Genomic DNA, 17,091 nt, shown 5'->3' with positions numbered 1-17,091 from the left:
GGAACCACTTCCGTTTCTGAGGGTGCATCCGGCCGGCCTGGAAGAAGGATGATCAATCTAATCTCCGATCTGCCGGCCCTCCGTCACCCGGATCAATATTCCCGGGCCAGTGCTTCCAGCTCCTCGAGGCAGCGCTGGGCCCACCGGACCGTTCCCTGCAGTTCCTGTCGCTGGGCTTCCAGCGCAGCGAGCAGTGAGGTTCGGTACTCCGGCACCGTTCCGGTGTAAGGCTTCACCGTGTGGGACGGCATCAGCGCGATCTCCTGGAAGGCCAGCGCCCGGCGCTGATGGAAGAACGCCACATCCGCTTCCATCGGGTTGTGCAGGTCGCCCTGCGTCGGGTGCTTCACGACCGCCAGGATTTTCACTGCAATCTTGCCGCTTGGGGAGACCTCAACCGTTTCACCGATATACTCCCCCGTCTTGTACGAGGCTCTGACCAGCGTACCCGCTGTCGTTACATCGAACTGCTCCATATCCGATCCGCTCCTTTAGTATGAATATGCCGCATATATTCAGTTTCCGCTTCGTTCACAGGGACGATCCCCGGATCCATCCCAGCAGGTCGGCGACCGATCCGAGACGGTACAGCTTGCGACTCACTTGTCCGCCTTCAAGATGGACAAGGCACGGAACGCTCTCAATCTGCCAGCGTCCCGCCAGCTCCCGCGTCAGGTTGATGTTGCAAATCCCGATGTTGCGGCCCGGGTCGGCCGCGGCAGCCACTTCGAGCATCCGCATCCCGACACGGCAGGTGCCGCAGAGGGGCGAATACACATACACGTACCTTGGACCCTTTCCGAAGGGCGTATCGCTGAGCAGGAGCGTCTCGCTCCACTCCGGCAGCCCCATAAGCTCCCCTTCCTTCCGTTCCTTTGTTTGTTTGGCTGCCCCTGTTGCTTCTGTATGGGCAAATCCGGTAAAATGGTACTATTCAAGCATAGGGCAGGTGGTAATAGACATGACAGAACAAAACAATGAATCCGTAAACGCAGGGGCAGGCGAATCTTCGGAGCCGCGCAAGGTCTCCCTGGCTGATGCGATCAAGAACAAGCTCGCCCAGAAGAAGCAGGACCAGAAGGACGGCAAGCTCGGCGGAGGCATGCGTGCAGGCAATGACGCCGTGATGCGCAGCCAGAACAACAAGAAGCCGAACAACCAGCGCCGTCGTACGGGCGGCAGCTAGGTCCCGGTCTGACGTCCAGCGGCTCGGTTCGGCGGGATCCTTTGATCTCGTTCCGCCCGCGGCTGCCATCAAGCCGAATGATCAAGCTTACCAACAAAAGAAGGATGAGCGTAAGCCCCAGGGGCTGCGGCTCATCCTTTTTTAAAAATATCAGAAAGTATAACTCGCACATGCTCGTTTCTGCCGTCTGATATGTGTAATAAACACGCATCGTCCCAGAAAGGACGGCATAGGCGTTGATCTCCATCGGTTAAGCAAGTTCCCCGCCAAGACGTGCCTCTTCCACCGTACTCCACTCAGTTACATCCTTGAGGAGACCGGCACTGCCCATCCTCACCATCTCCTACAGGTGACTGAGCGGTGGAAGCGGAAGGAACGCGGTCTCCGTCCGCGTCCCTCCCTCCCCCTGCCCGGATTAGGCGTAGAGCGCCTCGCGCTGCTTCTTGATGTCTTCGTTCTCCAGATACTCGTCATAGGAGATGACCTTGTCGATCAGACCGTTCGGCGTGATCTCCATGATCCGGTTGGCCACCGTCTGGATGAACTGATGGTCATGGGAGACGAACAGCATCGTGCCGTCAAAATCGATCATGCCGTTGTTCAGCGCCGTGATGGATTCGAGATCCAAGTGGTTCGTCGGCTCGTCAAGCAGCAGAACGTTGGCGCCGCTCATCATCATCTTGGAGAGCATGCAGCGCACCTTCTCGCCCCCGGAGAGAACGCTGGCTTTCTTCAGCGCTTCTTCGCCGGAGAACAGCATGCGGCCAAGGAAGCCGCGGAGGTACGATTCGTCCTGGTCCTTCGAATATTTGCGCAGCCAGTCGACGAGCGTCTCGTCGCTGTTGAAGTAAGCGGAGTTCTCCTTCGGGAAGTACGCCTGGGTCGTCGTTACGCCCCAGCTGTATTCGCCGGAGTCGGCTTCGAGCTCGCCCATCAGGACCTGGAACAGCGTCGTCTTCGCGATGCCGTTCGGGCCGACGAGCGCGATCTTGTCGCCTTTGTTCACGGTGAACGAGATATTGTTAAGCAGCTTCTCGCCGTCAACCGTCTTCGTCAGTTTGTCTACCGTCAGAATCTGCTTGCCCGCTTCGCGCTCCGGCTGGAACTTGATGAACGGGTATTTACGCGTAGACGGCTTGATGTCCTCGAGCGTAAGCTTCTCGAGCTGCTTCTTCCGGGAGGTCGCCTGCTTCGACTTGGAGGCGTTGGCGCTGAACCGGCGGATAAACTCCTCGAGTTCCTTGCGCTTCTCCTCGGTCTTCTTGTTGGCCTCGCGCTGCAGCTTCGTAGCCAGCTGGCTGGACTCGTACCAGAAGTCGTAGTTGCCCACATACATCTGGATTTTGCCGAAGTCGATATCCGCGATATGCGTACACACCTGGTTCAGGAAGTGACGGTCGTGGGATACGACGATAACGGTGCCTTCAAAGCGGGAGAGGAAGTGCTCGAGCCAGTTGATCGATTCGATGTCCAAGTGGTTCGTCGGCTCGTCAAGCAGCAGAATATTCGGGTTGCCGAAAAGCGCCTGCGCCAGGAGGACGCGGACCTTCTGGTTTCCGTCGAGCTCCTTCATCTTGAGATCATGCAGATCCTTGCCGATGCCAAGACCGATCAGGAGTTCCGCCGCATCGGACTCCGCCTGCCAGCCGTCGAGCTCCTGGAACTCGCCTTCAAGCTCCGCCGCGCGCATGCCGTCTTCCTCGGAGAAGTCCGCTTTGGCGTAGAGGGCGTCCTTCTCTTCCATAATTTCAAACAGGCGTGCATGGCCCTTCACCACGGTCTTCAGCACTTCCATCTCGTCGTATTCGAAATGGTTCTGCTTCAGCACCGCCATCCGCTCGCCTGGCGTGATGCTCACGTCCCCTTTGTTCGGCTCAAGCTCACCGGACAAAATCTTCAGGAACGTGGATTTGCCGGCGCCGTTCGCACCGATCAGGCCGTAGCAGTTGCCCGGCGTAAATTTGATATTGACATCCTCAAACAAGGCGCGCTTGCCGTATCTCAGGGTAACACCCGAAACCGTAATCATAAACTATTGATACCCACTTTCTTCCATAGACTGAAGCTTTTCTTCCTTCATGTGCTCTCAAACGTATATTATAGCACAGGAGGGGCACCATCCCCAAGCGGAAACGGCGCGGCTTCCTATATTTTTTTCAGGGGGACCGCCGGCCTCCCTGCAGCTTACTTGCCTGATGCGATGCTCTCCACCAGCTCCGACAGCTCCGTCCAGCGGTCCATCGTCGCCTCCAGCTCGGCGCTCACGTCCTGCTCCTCCCGGAACAGATCCTGGACGCGGCCGTAGTCGCTTCCCGCCTTCTCGATCTCGGATTTGATCTTGGCGAGGCGCTCCTCAAGTCCAGCGATCTTGTCTTCGATCTCGTCCCATTCCTTCTGTTCCTTGTACGACAGCTTCTTCGCACGGCCCGCATCGCTCCGGGCGGCTTGCGGCGCTTCGGTCTTCGGTGCCGGCTTCTCCGCCTTCTTGGCCTCAGCTTCGGCCTGCCGCTCGAGCTTCAATGCATCCATGTATTCCGTGTAATTCCCGTAGAACCGCCGCACCCGCCCCTCGCCCTCGAAGACGAAGAGATGGTCCGCCGTCCGGTCGAGGAAGTACCGGTCATGGGATACCGTAATGACGACGCCGGGATAATCATCGAGGTATTCCTCCAGCACGGTCAGCGTCTGGATATCGAGGTCGTTGGTCGGCTCGTCCAGCAGGAGCACATTCGGCTCGCCCATCAGAGTGCGAAGCAGGTACAGCCGCCGCTTCTCCCCGCCGGAGAGCTTGCCGATCGGCGTCCACTGCTGGGCCGGCGTGAACAGGAACCGCTCCATCATCTGGGCGGCCGTGATCGCCTCCCCGTCGGAGGTGCGGATCACTTCCGCCGCTTCCTTGATATAGTCGATCGCGCGCTGCTTGTCGTCCATCTCCACGCTCTCCTGCGTGTAGTAGGCAAGCTTCACCGTGGAGCCGGTGTCGATCATCCCGCTGTCGGGCGTCAGACGTCCGGCCAGCAGGTTCAGGAAGGTCGATTTCCCCGTACCGTTCGGTCCGATGATGCCGATCCGGTCCTCCGGCAGCACGATGTAGCTGAAATCCTCGACGATGCGCCGGTCCTCGAATTTCTTCGAGAGATGCTCGATCTCCATGATTTTTTTGCCCAGACGGGATGCTCCTAGCGACACCTCCAGCTGTGCCGACGGGCCGGCCACCTTGCGGTCGCGAAGCTCCACGACGCGGTCGATCCGCGCCTTCTGCTTCGTCGTCCGCGCCTTGGCTCCCCGGCGCAGCCACGCCAGCTCCCGACGCAGCAGGTTCTGCCGTTTGTCCTCTTCCGCCGCTTCGCGCTCCAGACGATCCGCTTTTTTCTCAAGGAAGGCGGCGTAATTGCCGTCGTAGCTGTACAGCTTGCCACGGTCGAGCTCGAATATACGATTGGTCACCCGGTCGAGGAAGTACCGGTCGTGGGTGACGAGCAGCAGCGCGCCCTTCCACTTCGAGAGGAACTCCTCGAGCCATTCGACCGTCTCATGGTCGATGTGGTTCGTCGGCTCGTCGAGGATGAGCAGGTCCGCCGGCTGGATCAGCACCCGTGCCATGGCGACGCGCTTGCGCTGGCCGCCGGACAAGGTGCCGACCTTGCGTCCGAAGTCCGTGATGCCGAGGCGCGTCAGCACGGTCTTCGCCGTCGTGGCGGCGTCCCAGGCGCCGGTCGCGTCCATCCGCTGCTGGGCGGCGAACAGCTTCGCCTGGCGCTTCTCGTCCTCGGGCGCAAGCCCAAGCTCCGCCAGCGCCCACTCGTATTCCCGCAGCGCCTGCATCAGCGGCGTGTCGCCGTAGAACACCTGCTCGAGCACCGTGGATTCGGCGTCGAACGCGGGATTTTGCGGCAGGTACTCCACATGGAAGTGATTGGAGTGCAGGAGCTTGCCCTGCTCCAACGGCTCTTCCCCCGCCATAATCTTCAGCAGCGTCGACTTGCCTGTGCCGTTGACCCCGACAAGCCCGATCCGCTCCCGTTCGTTAATCTGAAACTGAATGCCGTCGAACAGCACTTTCTCGCCGTAGCTTTTATATAATCCTTCTACCGTCAGTATGTTCATGAATGTCTTCCTGCTCCTTTCCGTGTCCGGGACGGGGGTGACCCTGCAGATTCACCGCCCCGGTGCGGATCTATATCGTATACGGCTCCGCCGGGTCCGCGGCATACGCTGCGAGCAGGGAGGCCGTGCCGATGACCGCGTCGATATGGGTGCGCTCCATGGCGTGGGACGCATGTACGCCCGGTCCGATCAGCGCCGCGCGGATATTGCTCCCTCCGCGGAGGGCGGCCGACGCATCCGAACCGTACTGCGGATAAATATCCACGACGTGACGGATGCCGCTGCGCCGTGCCAGCTCCACAAGCTTCGTGGTCATCGCGAAGTCATACGGGCCGCTGGAATCCTTCGCACAGATCGATACGTCGAGCTCCGTGCACTGCAGGTCCTCGCCCATGGCGCCCATGTCGACGGCGATCATCTCCGTGATGTCCTCCGGAATCCACGCTGCACCGTGCCCCCACTTCTTCATAAGTGGAGATCAGCAGCTTAAGCGTATAGGCAGGCACGATCGACTCCCGCTTCAGCAGCTCAAGGAGACCGAACAGCGCAGCCACGCCAGCCTTATCGTCCAGGTGCCGGGACTTCACGTACCCGCTGGGCATCACACGCGTCCGCGGATCGAACGAGACGAAGTCTCCGACTTCAATGCCAAGACGACGCACATCCTCCGCCGAGGACACCTGCTCGTCCAGACGGATTTCCATGACGGCCTCCTCACGCTTGAGCTCCTTGGCATCCGGATACACATGGACCGACGGCTTGTTCGTCAGGATCGTCCCTTCATAAACGCGGCCGTCACGTGTATGCACCCGGCAGTATTCATTCTCCACCGCTCCCAGCATAAAACCGCCTACTAATGTAAAGCGCAGCATCCCGCTGCTCTTGACGGACCGGACCATCGCGCCGAGCGTATCGACGTGTCCGGACAGACCGATCACACGGCCTTCCGCGGCGCCGGGCACGGTAATGATCCCGCAGCCCTTCGGTGTCAGCGTCATTTCGTATCCGAGCCGGCGCGTTTCTTCCGCAAGCTTGCGCATCACATCCGCGCAGTAGCCGCTTGGGCTCGGCGTTGCGAGCAGCATCTCGAGGATCCGGAGCACGTACGCTTTGTCTATGTTTTGCGGCAAGGAGATCCCCCTCTTCCCTTGATTCTATTTGATTCTCATTCCTGATTCGTGTAAGCTACATTTGGAACATTATTCTAGGAGGTTGCACCCCATGTCCGAAGCTTTGCCACCGAAAACATGCAGTATTGAACGTATGGTTACCGTAGATGCCGACGTTGCCAAAGTGCTCAGCGGCGAGAAAACCGCTACACGCCGCAACGGCCGTTACGCCGACATCGGCGAGATCATGGAGCTTCAGGGACGCAAGTTCGAAGTGACGAACGTATACTCCCAGTCCCTCGGCGAACTGACCGACGAGAACATCAAAGCCGAAGGCTATTCCTCCGTCGAAGAGTACAAAAACTACATCATGTCGATGCACGCCGGGATGCCGTGGATGCCGCAAATGCGCGTCTGGGTCCATGAATTCCGGGAAGTATAATCGGTAGCGGCTCCGGACGCTTCAATGAGAAACGAGCCTCCGGCCCGCCTCACCCCATGTAATTTCAAGAAAAACAGTGTAGCCAAGGCTCCCCTGCCCGCGGCTGCCCCGCCGTAAGCCGGGACGCCAGCAGATGAGCCGGCTGCACTGTTTTTTGCTTTACTCTAAGAGATAAGATTAGCGGAGGTTGCACTGCTCCATGTTCTGGTACGATTTGCTCGTCTTCATCCATGCCGTGTCGGCCATGGTCTCCATCGGCCCGTTCTTCGTCCTCATCCCCATGCTGCGGAAGCTTCATACGGCCGAAGGTCCGCTCAAGGCCTCGTTCCTGGATTCCTTCCACTTTGTCGTCCGCTTGTCGAAGCATACCGGCCATGTTCTTGTGGGCTCCGGCCTACTGCTGATGTGGCTCGGCGGCTGGCCTTGGGATACCCCGTGGATCCTGGGCACGTTCGCGGTGCTCGTCGCCTCGCTGGTGTTCATGGCCCGGGCGTTCTCCCCGACGATCCGGAAGCTGCGCCAGGAAGGAAGCGACCGGGCCCCCCTGCTGCGCAAGCTGACGCGGTCGCTGTACATCTACCTGACGGTGCTCTTCATCATGCTGTGGATGATGATTACGAAGCCGCAGTTCGCATTCCTCACTTCCTGAAGCGGAGGAACGGTCCCTGCCTCACCGCGACAAACCTGAAGCGTCCTCTATAGGGCGCTTTTTTACGAGACGAAATCCACGCAAACGCTCGTCCCGTCCAGCACCTGCTTCATATGGGCCAAGACCTCCACATGCACCGGGTGGTCAGCATACACCTGCAGATCTTCGACCGAGTCGAACTTCGTGATCAGGGCGATATCGTAAGAACGGTCCAGGTGCAGGACGTCGATGCCCACTTCGATATGGCGCAGCACGTCAATTTTGCCCTCCATATTGCGGAGTACGGCAGCCGTGGCCTCGACGGATTCGGGCTGGCGGTCCTTCAGCTTGAAGAATACGATATGCGTCAGCATCATGCATTTCTCCTTTAATCTCGGGTATGCGGCGGCGGCTTGTCCGCCAAGGGTAAGGGAGCGATGCTCCACCGGTCCCTTTCGTGTTTCTTTGCAAAAAGTATGTAAGTTCCGTTCCGGAAGCAGGCTCCGGTCAAAGATCTTCCTTCCCCAAGGAAAGGACATGTCCTGCGGTCACCCGCATCCTCCTGCCTTTGTAGGTATACCTGATGGACACAGGTGGGACGCTTTATTATACCATTGTTCCGGTTCCCTTTTCTACAATAGGCGGCAGAAGCCAAGGGAAGCCGTTCCTGACAAAGACGGTGTGCGGACAAAACTCGCGGTTGGCCCGTAATACGTGAATAAAACCCAGGGAGGCCCTGGGTCATGCGGTTACATACGTAAATTCGGTCGTGACGATCCGGATGCGGTCGCCTTCTTTGAGCTCGTGCAGCTTATAGGGGACCAGTGCCTCCCCGTTCACAGTCGTTCCGTTGACGCGAACCGAGGTCCTTGATGCCTACGCTTCCGTCTGCCCCCCGTACGAGCTCGGCATGAAGCCGGGAGACCCCCATCTCGTCGTGCACCCAGTCCGCTTCGCCGCCGGTCCGGCCGATGATGAAGCTCGCCTTCGTCAGGCGGATGCGTTCCAGTTCTCCAGCGCGGTCAAGCTCCAGACAGGGAACGGCCGCCTCCGCTTCCCTCCCGGCCGGCTTGCCGCCCAGGAAGACCGTGGCGTCCGCCGGCCGGAGCAGCGTCGTTCGGCCCGCCAAATCATCCGCTCCCTGAACGGGTGCCGGAGAGGATGCGGTTGTCCCGAAGAATGAGGAGCCCTGTGCAGGGGAACCGGCAGAGGGCTCCGGGCCAAAATAGGCATCGACCAGCCTGCCTGCTCCTGCAGATGGGCTGCCGCCTATTGAAGGAGCCGCGGCCCCGGATGCCGTAAAGGAGCCTGCAGCCTCTTCCGGCTCCCATGCGAACGACTCCTCTCCGTTCCCGGTCAGCCCGGACGCCCCCGGTCTGGATCCCCATCCGTCGGTGCCGGGCGAGCCTGCACTCCGGTTAGCAGAGGCTGCGCTGAGCCCCAGCCCTTCCAGGAAGGCATTCGGCTCTTTGGATGGCCTAAGGCCCCCGCTCTCCTCCGGAGGCGGATACAAGGATTCGTGCGCGGCTTCCTCCGCTTTGCGCATCCGGCCGATCACCAGCAGGGCCGCCGCAGCGATGAGGAGCGTGGCTCCTGTACACAGATACAGCTTCGGTTCGCCGGGCGAATCGGCATACAGCTTCCAGACCATGCCCCACGCCAGGACGGTCATCATCGCGACATAGAACGGCTTTTTGCTCCGTGTCTTCCCGTCCGCCTCCAGGGCGGCCGCACCACCAGGGGCCGAAGGCTTCGCCGCCTCGCCCTGCAGACCGAGCCAGTCCGGTACGTTGAAGGTGCCTTCCTCTCCCCAGGGACGGGGGGCCGGGGCCGGTTCGTGTTCCCGCTCGGCTGTCCGCTGAAAAGCCGCAGTTCGGTTTGAAGCTGCTGCAGGTGCCGAATAAGCTTCAGCCCCCTTGTCGTTCTTGCGCAGCGTTCCGTAATCGTAAGCGGTCCGGTTGTCGGCTCCGCTCCTCTGTGTCCGGCCTCCGGATATGGCGGTCCCTCTCGTTCCTGCCGCTTCCGCTTCTCCTAACGCTCCCCGCGTCATCTCCGTTCCGGCGGGACCCTGCACTCCCTCCAGATAGCCCGCCTGACGGAGCAGCAGCTGCTTCAGCTCGGCTAACGAGAACGTTTCTTCCTGCTCCAGATAGCGCATCAGCTCCTGGTATCCTCCGCCCTGCAGCTCGGTCACCCGGTGGATCCAGCGCGAAGCCAGCTCCCTCAGATCTCCAGCAACCGAGCCTTTACCCTCCAGCCGTTCCACCGGCACATAGGTAAGCTGCAGGTCCTGCAGCCCGCTGCCGCAGTAAATGAAGTCCTCCTGCAGCATGTATCTGCCCGGCTGCAGCATGTAGACCATGGAGTCGCCGAGCACCTCCACGATCGACAGCAGCAGCCCGTAGTATTCGCGGAGCGTCAGTCTGCCCGACCGCAGCCAATGGGTGAGCATCCGTTTGCCCGTAATCGTGTAATACAGCAGTACGCTCCCGTCCCGGCTCTCCAGCTGGAGGGGGAGCAGTCCCGGAATGCGGTTGGCCGACAGCATGCTGAGCTGGAAGGAGGACAGATCCTCCTGCCGCAGCCCTTCCGCCGAGCTCAGCACCATGAAGTGCCCGTGCTCGCTCACATAATCGACCTGCAGTCCGTACAATACGGCATTCATCACTTGTAAGCCCCTTTTCTGTTCTTATTCCATTCATCGTCGTTACTGCTCTCCCCGGCCGTTCCCGTCGTTTTAACCAAGCCCAAGAGGGCCCTGCCACATGATGTATACCGCGCCCGGCAGCACCGCCCACATGAACGGGAACCGGATCCGCCGCATGCCTTCCCCTTCCCCGCTCCGCAGCACCCCCATATCCCGGAAGAACGCCAGCTGAAACAAACCAAAGAGTAGGGCCCGGACCCGCTGCAAGCCGTCGGATCGAACCAGCAGGATGCCGGCGCCGATCAGGCCGGCACAGAGCAGGGATGCCGCCATTGCTTCCAGCACGAACACGGCACCGCCGATGGCCCCGAGCGCACCGAAGAGCTTGACATCCCCGGCCGCAACAGCCCCAATCGCATAGAGCAGCAGCATCGGAAGAAAACCGGCGGCCATCCCGGCCAGCGATCCGCCGAGGCCGTTCACCCCACCGGCAGCCAGGCCAAGCAGCAGTCCGGCAACCGCCCCGGCAGCCGTCAGGACATTCGGAATCCGGCTGCGGGTCACATCCGTACAGAAGGCGGCAAGAAGAAACAAGGCGGCAGCGATCATCTCCATCAGACGCCGCCTCCCACCCAGGCCCGCTCCGTCGCTTTTTTCCTGAGGATCACCGTCTTTTTGAAAAACGGCACCTGGAACGTGTAAGCGTACTCCGCTTCGATCGAGAGGTAAGCCTCCTCCAGGTTCACCAGGTCCGGAAACTGCAGTGCCGTCACCTTGATCCGCGATTTGTGTAGCCGGCCTTCATCCGCGAAGGAGGCGATGATCGGGGAAGCTCTTTCCGCGATTTGGCGCTCTGCGGCTTCCTTCGCTTCCCCCGCCTTCTCGCCGCCCCACGCCTGAACCTGTTCCCGCTTCGACTTCTCCCACGCCACCAGCTGTACCAGCGGGGCCGGAATCCACTGAGCGTAGTTTTCAACGAACGCTTCCGTGTCGGCTGCCACCTGTGCCGCTGTGTTTACCTCGGTCAGCACCGTATCCAGCCAGGCGCTCGCCGGGGAGTTTTGCCAGGCCGCCTGCCCCTGCAGATACGCCGTACGCATCGGGTACATGTTCGCCGCCATCACCTTCGCCGCTTCCGACACCGCCGACTGCAGCGCCATCTCGGCCAGGGAGATGCGGATGAAGCCGACGAGCAGCATGACGAAGGCCAGGAAGAAAGGAAGCGTCAAAGCCGCTTCCAGCACCATGCTCCCCTTTTCTCCCCGAATGAGCTTTTTGCAGCCTTTCATCGTTCCACCCTTTTCCTGTTTCTAGTAAGCAAAATCCGCCGTTTGCATCAGCTCGCACCGATTGCCATCAGGTACACAGCCTCCGAATTCCGTCCGGCCGAGCGTCTTCATGATGGAAGGCAGAAACCACAGCCGCAGGGACGTGGTCGCCCTGCCCGAAATGTACGTGTTCGCCGAGGCGAGATCGAGCTCTGTGTTCAGCTGCAGCAGTGCCTGAATGCGGGAGAGCAGTACCGGCTCCCGGCTGTGCATGAGCAGGAAGATCCGCAAATAATCCTTGTAGTACAGCGTCAGCAGGTTGTTCGTAAATTTGCGCGAGAGCGGTACGGCCTCCCCGTGAATCAGCTTCTCGAGATCGTCCTGGGCCCGCAGCGCGCCTTCGGTCACAGCCGCCAGGACGACAAGCATCGGCGACCCGGCAGCCAGCGCCTCATTGCGCGGCTCGGTCAGCGCTTCCGCTGTGCCGACCGCCAGGCGGAAGGCGAACAGCTCGGCATAGGCAAGTGAATAATTGCCTGCGCAGGAGCGGGCTCCGTAGAGCAGGAACTCCACTTCCTGGTTCGTCAGCGGATGCTGCTCCGGCTGGGACAGCTCCTTGGATACGATCACCCGGCCGTGCGGGTCCTTGTGCAGCCCGAGCGTCCGGTAGCTGAACCTGCTCACCGCGAATTCGTCGATGTAGAATTCGTCGCGAACCTCACCGAGCATATCGCCAAGCGAAGAGAACAGCTTCAATGCGCTGAGCCCCGCGCCGTCCGCGGAATCCAGATCTACCGACGGTACGGAGGTGTCCGGACTTCCGGCCTGATTGAGCGCCATATAAGCGCCGTAAAAGCCGGTATCCCCTGCAGCTGCGGGATTGCCCAGCAGCGAGTGGTACTGTGCCTCATGCGGATCTACGCCGGACATGATGCTGCAGCCGCCGATGCCTCTTTTGACCTTGTCGAGCACGACGCCCGTCTTCGTCCGCTCCTCCCGCTTGGCAGCCTCCACGCGCTGGTTCCGTCCGATCCGCTCCTCCTGGGAAGCCTGATGCTTCGTATAGAGCGTCCCCACCTGCTGGTGGAATCCGTCCAGGCCCGCGGTCGTTGTCGCATACTTCTGCTGCGTGAACATCAGGCCGTCACCGATCTGGGCGTTCACGCCGGCGAAGAGAGACACGGCTGCACTTACGCCCGCTTCCCAGGTATCCAGCTCCTGCCGGTCGAACCGCTGCACGCTGGCGTATACCGCTTCGCTGCCGGATGACGTACCTCCGCCGCCGGAAGCGCCGGAGACCGTGCCCAGCTCCGCATTGAGCTGGTCGTTCGCGGCTTTGCCCGCCTTCATCGCAGCGAGGAACCCGTCCTTGCGCTGGGACAGATCGTCATAGTCTTTCTGGGCCTTGACCTTCAGGACGGCAATCAGCTGCGCATACCGGAGAATATCCTGGAGCAGCGCCTCAAGATCCGCCATCCTCCCCATCGCCTCGGTCACCTGATCCTGCAGGGCCTGCTTCTCCTGGATCAGTGCCGAGATGGACTGGGCGGCCGCAGGTCCCGCCATGGCAAGTGCCGCAATCGAGCTGTTGATGGAGGAGATCTGGCTCTTCAGCGAAGCAATCTCCGTCTTCACGTTCTGCAGCGACTGCCGCACTTCATCGAGCGTATGAAGCCCGATCCGCCCGCTGAGCTCATTGAGGTCGCGGAGCTGGGCCGTATAAAAGGGATGCGCGTCAAGCGACATCTGCCGAATGCGAAGGAACTGGTCCCACGCTTCCCCGAGCTTCGCATCGCGCTCGTTCAGCAGCTTCTCGATCTTGGCCGCATTCTCCGTAAACTGGGCGGCCTGTCCGAGATTGCCTGCAACTCCCGTCTTCTTCAGCTTGTCGCTGAGCTCAAGCGAGAAGATCAACGGTGCCCGGTACTTCATCTCCTCCAGGATCTGGCCCTTAAGCTGTTCGTGATTGGCGAGTGAATACATTGGTGTCACTTTGGCCGACCCTTCGACCATATGCTGATCGACGAACCGGAACCCGCCGGTGTCGCCCGGCGCCGACAGGTTGCCCTGAACCGTTCTGGTGAAAATGTCCCCCGCCTTGCTCTCCTCCGGCAGCCCGTACAAGCCGTAGGCCTGAAGCGCCGGGGAAAAAGCGGACATCGACGAGCGCACGCCCGCCTTGACCGCATTCTCGGCTTCCTTCTGTGCCGTCTTCCAACGGACAACATCAATCAGCAGGCCGCAGAGCAGAAACACCGGGATGAAAATCAGGATCAGGTAGGTCGATACGGCGCCCGCTTCGTCCTGCAGGAATGCGCTGCTGCGACAGGTGTACCACTTCGGGGCGAAGTTCTTACTCGTGCCCGTGGTGTTTTTCGTGCTTGTACCCTCATCGGATATGGCTTGTACTTCAGTGCCACCTTCGCTGCTTCCTTTTGGGAACTTTAGCGTGCTTCTCCTGGATCGCAGCGCAGGAACCCCATCTCGGCCCAGCTGCTTCACCAGCTTGGCATACAGCCTCGTGAATCCCTTCACCTTCCGCTTATGACACAGCCGATTTTGTCCTTCCATGCCCCTTCTCCTCCCTTCTCGTCCTACTCATGCAGCACCACCACAATTCCCTGCCGCTCGAGCTCCGCTTTCAGACCGCCCGACAGCTTGACTTTGTCCGCCTTGGACAGCTTGAAAAAATGCCACACCACGCCCTGCACCTGGGTGCCCTGCTTCAAGAGCTCGGCATCCTTCGGCATCTGGACTTCCCTCAGATTCTTCTCGTTAAAGGTGTAGTAAGCCTGATGAGCCACCCCGCCGGCATCCAGCGCATCCACCGTTCGCTTCGTCTGCGGATCCACTTGGATGACCTGTTCCGTTCCGGTCACGAGCAGCCGCAAATAATTCGCCGCCTGCGCATGGGACGAAATCCGGACGGGCTCCTTGGGCTCACCCTTCGGCTCCACCATAGCTGCCAGCGCCGCTTTCGGCTTGATCCGCCCCTGCACCTCACTGATGAACGTGCGGGTCAGATCCGTCAGCCGGATCGTCTCCACCGGGTCCACGACATAGGACTGCGCTCCCGCCTGCACATCGTTCCTGCCCCAAAGCTTGACCGCGAACGCCGGCAGGTGCGCCGACTTCTGGAGTGCCGCACCGACATAACGAAGCAGTCCTTGGTTGCTGTAAGACAGCTCGCCGCTGATGGCGGACGGCAGCTGTCCCGCCGTCCGCTGCAGCTTGCCCTCGGGCGAGCTTCCGCCGGCCGCTCCCCCGCTGGAGGGGAGCGCAACGGAGGCAGGACTAACCGGCAGCATGAAGCTGAACAGATTCGACATGTGATCATCCGTCAGCCGCCAGTAGAGACCGTCCCGTTCGCCGTTCATTACGGCACCCGTCCGGTACTCCTTCTTGGAATTATCCCAGTTGTAGGCGGTCCGGTTCGCGGATACCGAGGCAGTCTGATACAGATTCGCCTGATGGTACACGTACAGGGCCAGGAAGATCAGCAGCACGGTTGCCAGCAGGATGGCCGGCATCGTCAGCGACGCTTCGATGCTGAACTGCCCCCGGCTGTCTCTAACAAAGCGTTGGAGGCGAAGTGGAATCGCGTGCATGGATGCTCGTCGATGAGATGCTCCGGGAACCTCCGGCACAGCCGGTTGCGTGTTTCCAGCCCCACTGTTCATCGGATTACTTCGGCGAGAGGTTGGTCGCGTCCGAACCGATCTTTCCCGTCTCCGTGTTGATCTGGGTATCCGCCGCACCGAATAAGGACTGCATCCATTTCATGATCCACTTCCGAAACGCAATCGCGATGATCAGCAGCACCGCGATAATCATCAGAATTTCCAGCGTGCCCAGCCCATCCTCTTCCTTCCAAAACCGGTTCCAAGCCATCTTCATTGTTGTTTTCATGTTCTTTTCCTCCGTTAATTCGAATGTTGTTAACTCTTCATCATGAATAAAGCCGGGGCCGCAACAAGCACCATCACTACGAAAAAAATCAGTACCATTGGGAACACCATCTTCGACGAGGCTTCTTCTCCGAGCGTGCGGGCCTGCGCCTTGCGCTTCTCCCACAGGGTGACGGACAGCTCCTTGAGCGTCATCACCAGCTCATCGCCGCCGCGCTTGTAATTCAGCAGGATTGTCGTTGTAAAAAGAGAGACTTCCTGCATCCGGCACCGCTTGCTGAAATCCTCCATCGCTTTGGCGAAGGGGGCGTTCATCTTGAGGGCCTGCACCGTCTGCCCGAGCTCCTCGTAGAGCGGAGAGTTCGGAGTCCGGTTCCCCTCTACCGTCCTGACCAGCGCCTGAGGCACGGTCTCGCCCGCACCGACGAGCAGCATGATCCGGTTCAGCAGCTCCGGCAGCTCGATCAGCATCTGCCTGCGGCGGGCCTTCAGCTCGCCTGCCGCCCCGCGGTACATCAGAAAGGGGACGAAGAGCATCAGCACGATCCCGTAGGCGAGCATCTCCGCATTGCCTCCGGCGGCCCAGCCGGCCATCGCCGAGAGGCACAGCATGCCGTAAGAGAGAGCGACGGCTTTGGCCGCAAACCACTTGGTATGGGCGAGCGCCGGCTTCGCACCGTGCAGCCCCACCATGATCTGGAATACTTTGCCGAGCGGCTCCGACAGCCTGTCGCTGAGCCGGGCGCGGTCCATCAGCCACAAGGCGGCGAGGCTCCCCCAATACATGGGATCCGAAGCTTTCAGCCCGGCATGCTCGCGGACCCACGCCCCGTACTGCGCCCCCCCGGCCCGGCCGGCCGCCGCCGCGCCGATCAGCAGGGCAAGCAAAAGTACTAACATCCACACGGCGTGTCACACCTTTATGTTCATTATTTTTTGGGTGATGAGATAGCAGGCGAACAGGACCAGCAGCGCGCCGACCATGATGACCACGCCGCCCCCATGATACAGGGGCTCCATGTAGTCGGGCGTCGTCCACACCAGGAAAGCAATGAACAGTACGGGGGCTGCGGAAAGCACCCTCGACTCGAACCTCTTCTGGGCGAGCATGACACCGATCTCCTGCTCAATATCGAGCTTGTCCTGAATCACCAGCGCCGTCCGCCGGATCACCTGTACGAGATTGCCTCCCGTCCGCTTGCAGGTGACGAACACCTCGGCGAACTGGCTGATCTCGTCGATATGCGCCCGGGCGCTGAAATTCAGCAGCGAGCTCTCGATCGTCTCGCCGTTCTCCAGGCGGCGCAGAATCATCCGCACCTCCCGGACGATCATCGTGTCCGGGTCCGGGTACAGCAGGCCGAGATCCTGAAGCGCCTCCGCAAACGCCGATTCCACGGAGCGGCCTGCGCCCAGCGAGGACGACAGAGCGGCGAGCATCTGCTTGAACTGCAGCTTGAGCTGGGCCTGGCGCCCGCGGATGAGCTGCCGGTGCCGCAGCAGCGGCGCGTACAGGCCGCCTGCTCCCAGCAGGAATAGGGCGAGGGGCGATTGAAAGAAGGTCCAGGCGACGAAGCCCATCGCTCCGGCTCCAACCAGTGCGGAGAGGAGCACTTGAGACATGCTCATGTCGTATTCCGCGTAATCCGCCAGCCTCGGAATGCCGCCGACCGCTGTTCCCTTCCTGCGGAACGGGCCCAGCACAATATCCGCCCGGCTGCGAATTGCGGCAGACTGCAGCAGATTCATATCCATCCGTTTCGTTGTTGTCACCTCCTTACCAAGCCTCCCTACCA

At 60.6% G+C, this 17,091-nt stretch carries 17 protein-coding genes and 1 pseudogene; 3 read left to right on the top strand and 15 right to left on the bottom strand.

The genetic code is table 11. The annotated features are described in order from the left end of the window. Positions 1-92: 92 nt before the first annotated feature. Positions 93-476, bottom strand: a complete 384-nt coding sequence (gene kapB / locus PM3016_RS15900; RefSeq protein WP_014370127.1) for a kinase-associated lipoprotein KapB — start codon at positions 474-476, stop codon at positions 93-95. Positions 477-531: 55 nt separating this feature from the next. Then, a complete protein-coding gene (locus PM3016_RS15895) occupies positions 532-852 on the bottom strand; it encodes a thioredoxin family protein (RefSeq protein ID WP_013916682.1) in 321 nt (106 codons plus the stop codon). Between the two features lie 109 nt (positions 853-961). Between PM3016_RS15895 and PM3016_RS15890 the strand changes: the two genes are divergently transcribed. Beyond that, positions 962-1,186, top strand: a complete 225-nt coding sequence (locus PM3016_RS15890; protein WP_013916681.1) for a hypothetical protein — start codon at positions 962-964, stop codon at positions 1,184-1,186. 415 nt (positions 1,187-1,601) lie between these two features. Here the strand turns inward: PM3016_RS15890 and PM3016_RS15885 are convergent, their stop codons facing one another. From PM3016_RS15885 to PM3016_RS15875, 3 genes and pseudogenes are all read right to left on the bottom strand, one after another. Beyond that, the gene (locus PM3016_RS15885; protein ID WP_013916680.1) at positions 1,602-3,215 is read right to left on the bottom strand and encodes an ABC-F family ATP-binding cassette domain-containing protein; all 1,614 of its coding nucleotides are present in this window, start codon (positions 3,213-3,215) and stop codon (positions 1,602-1,604) included. Positions 3,216-3,370: 155 nt separating this feature from the next. Beyond that, the gene (locus tag PM3016_RS15880) at positions 3,371-5,293 is read right to left on the bottom strand and encodes an ABC-F family ATP-binding cassette domain-containing protein (RefSeq protein ID WP_014370126.1); all 1,923 of its coding nucleotides are present in this window, start codon (positions 5,291-5,293) and stop codon (positions 3,371-3,373) included. 70 nt (positions 5,294-5,363) lie between these two features. Beyond that, positions 5,364-6,378: pseudogene (locus PM3016_RS15875) on the bottom strand (M42 family metallopeptidase). A 136-nt stretch (positions 6,379-6,514) separates the two neighbouring features. Here PM3016_RS15875 and PM3016_RS15870 point away from each other — a divergent pair. Together PM3016_RS15870 and PM3016_RS15865 are read left to right on the top strand one after the other, a co-directional pair. Further along, on the top strand, positions 6,515-6,844 hold the full coding sequence (locus PM3016_RS15870) for an ASCH domain-containing protein (RefSeq protein ID WP_013916677.1): 330 nt from the start codon (positions 6,515-6,517) through the stop codon (positions 6,842-6,844). Between the two features lie 199 nt (positions 6,845-7,043). After that, positions 7,044-7,493 carry a hypothetical protein gene (locus PM3016_RS15865; protein WP_014370124.1) on the top strand — a complete coding sequence of 150 codons (450 nt, stop codon included), beginning with the start codon at positions 7,044-7,046 and terminating at the stop codon, positions 7,491-7,493. A gap of 62 nt (positions 7,494-7,555) precedes the next feature. Here PM3016_RS15865 and PM3016_RS15860 read toward each other — a convergent pair whose 3' ends face one another. From PM3016_RS15860 to PM3016_RS15820, 10 genes are all read right to left on the bottom strand, one after another. Beyond that, positions 7,556-7,846, bottom strand: a complete 291-nt coding sequence (locus tag PM3016_RS15860) for a Dabb family protein (RefSeq protein ID WP_014370123.1) — start codon at positions 7,844-7,846, stop codon at positions 7,556-7,558. Between the two features lie 367 nt (positions 7,847-8,213). Beyond that, the gene (locus PM3016_RS41140) at positions 8,214-8,312 is read right to left on the bottom strand and encodes a hypothetical protein (protein ID WP_337999626.1); all 99 of its coding nucleotides are present in this window, start codon (positions 8,310-8,312) and stop codon (positions 8,214-8,216) included. Further along, the gene (locus tag PM3016_RS15855; protein WP_014370122.1) at positions 8,284-10,137 is read right to left on the bottom strand and encodes a DUF6382 domain-containing protein; all 1,854 of its coding nucleotides are present in this window, start codon (positions 10,135-10,137) and stop codon (positions 8,284-8,286) included. The genes PM3016_RS41140 and PM3016_RS15855 overlap by 29 nt, the downstream gene beginning before the upstream one ends. Positions 10,138-10,209: 72 nt before the next feature. After that, positions 10,210-10,734, bottom strand: coding sequence for a prepilin peptidase (locus PM3016_RS15850; protein WP_013916673.1), 525 nt, complete (start codon positions 10,732-10,734; stop codon positions 10,210-10,212). After that, positions 10,734-11,366, bottom strand: a complete 633-nt coding sequence (locus PM3016_RS15845) for a TadE/TadG family type IV pilus assembly protein (RefSeq protein ID WP_236628696.1) — start codon at positions 11,364-11,366, stop codon at positions 10,734-10,736. Before PM3016_RS15845 ends, PM3016_RS15850 begins: the two co-directional genes overlap by 1 nt. Positions 11,367-11,429: 63 nt before the next feature. Next, positions 11,430-13,958, bottom strand: coding sequence for a TadE/TadG family type IV pilus assembly protein (locus PM3016_RS15840; protein WP_014370121.1), 2,529 nt, complete (start codon positions 13,956-13,958; stop codon positions 11,430-11,432). Between the two features lie 23 nt (positions 13,959-13,981). Further along, the gene (locus PM3016_RS15835) at positions 13,982-14,995 is read right to left on the bottom strand and encodes a TadE/TadG family type IV pilus assembly protein (protein WP_014370120.1); all 1,014 of its coding nucleotides are present in this window, start codon (positions 14,993-14,995) and stop codon (positions 13,982-13,984) included. Positions 14,996-15,071: 76 nt separating this feature from the next. Further along, the gene (locus tag PM3016_RS15830; protein WP_013916669.1) at positions 15,072-15,296 is read right to left on the bottom strand and encodes a Flp1 family type IVb pilin; all 225 of its coding nucleotides are present in this window, start codon (positions 15,294-15,296) and stop codon (positions 15,072-15,074) included. 29 nt (positions 15,297-15,325) lie between these two features. Continuing rightward, a complete protein-coding gene (locus PM3016_RS15825; RefSeq protein ID WP_238540604.1) occupies positions 15,326-16,195 on the bottom strand; it encodes a type II secretion system F family protein in 870 nt (289 codons plus the stop codon). A 12-nt stretch (positions 16,196-16,207) separates the two neighbouring features. Beyond that, the gene (locus PM3016_RS15820) at positions 16,208-17,068 is read right to left on the bottom strand and encodes a type II secretion system F family protein (RefSeq protein WP_014370118.1); all 861 of its coding nucleotides are present in this window, start codon (positions 17,066-17,068) and stop codon (positions 16,208-16,210) included. Between the last annotated feature and the right edge of the window lie 23 nt (positions 17,069-17,091).

Source organism: Paenibacillus mucilaginosus 3016 (assembly GCF_000250655.1).
Taxonomy (GTDB): Bacteria; Bacillota; Bacilli; order Paenibacillales; family NBRC-103111; genus Paenibacillus_G; species Paenibacillus_G mucilaginosus.
The sequence above is the reverse complement of the archived record's forward strand: the minus strand, read 5'-3'. Positions and strand labels throughout refer to the sequence as shown.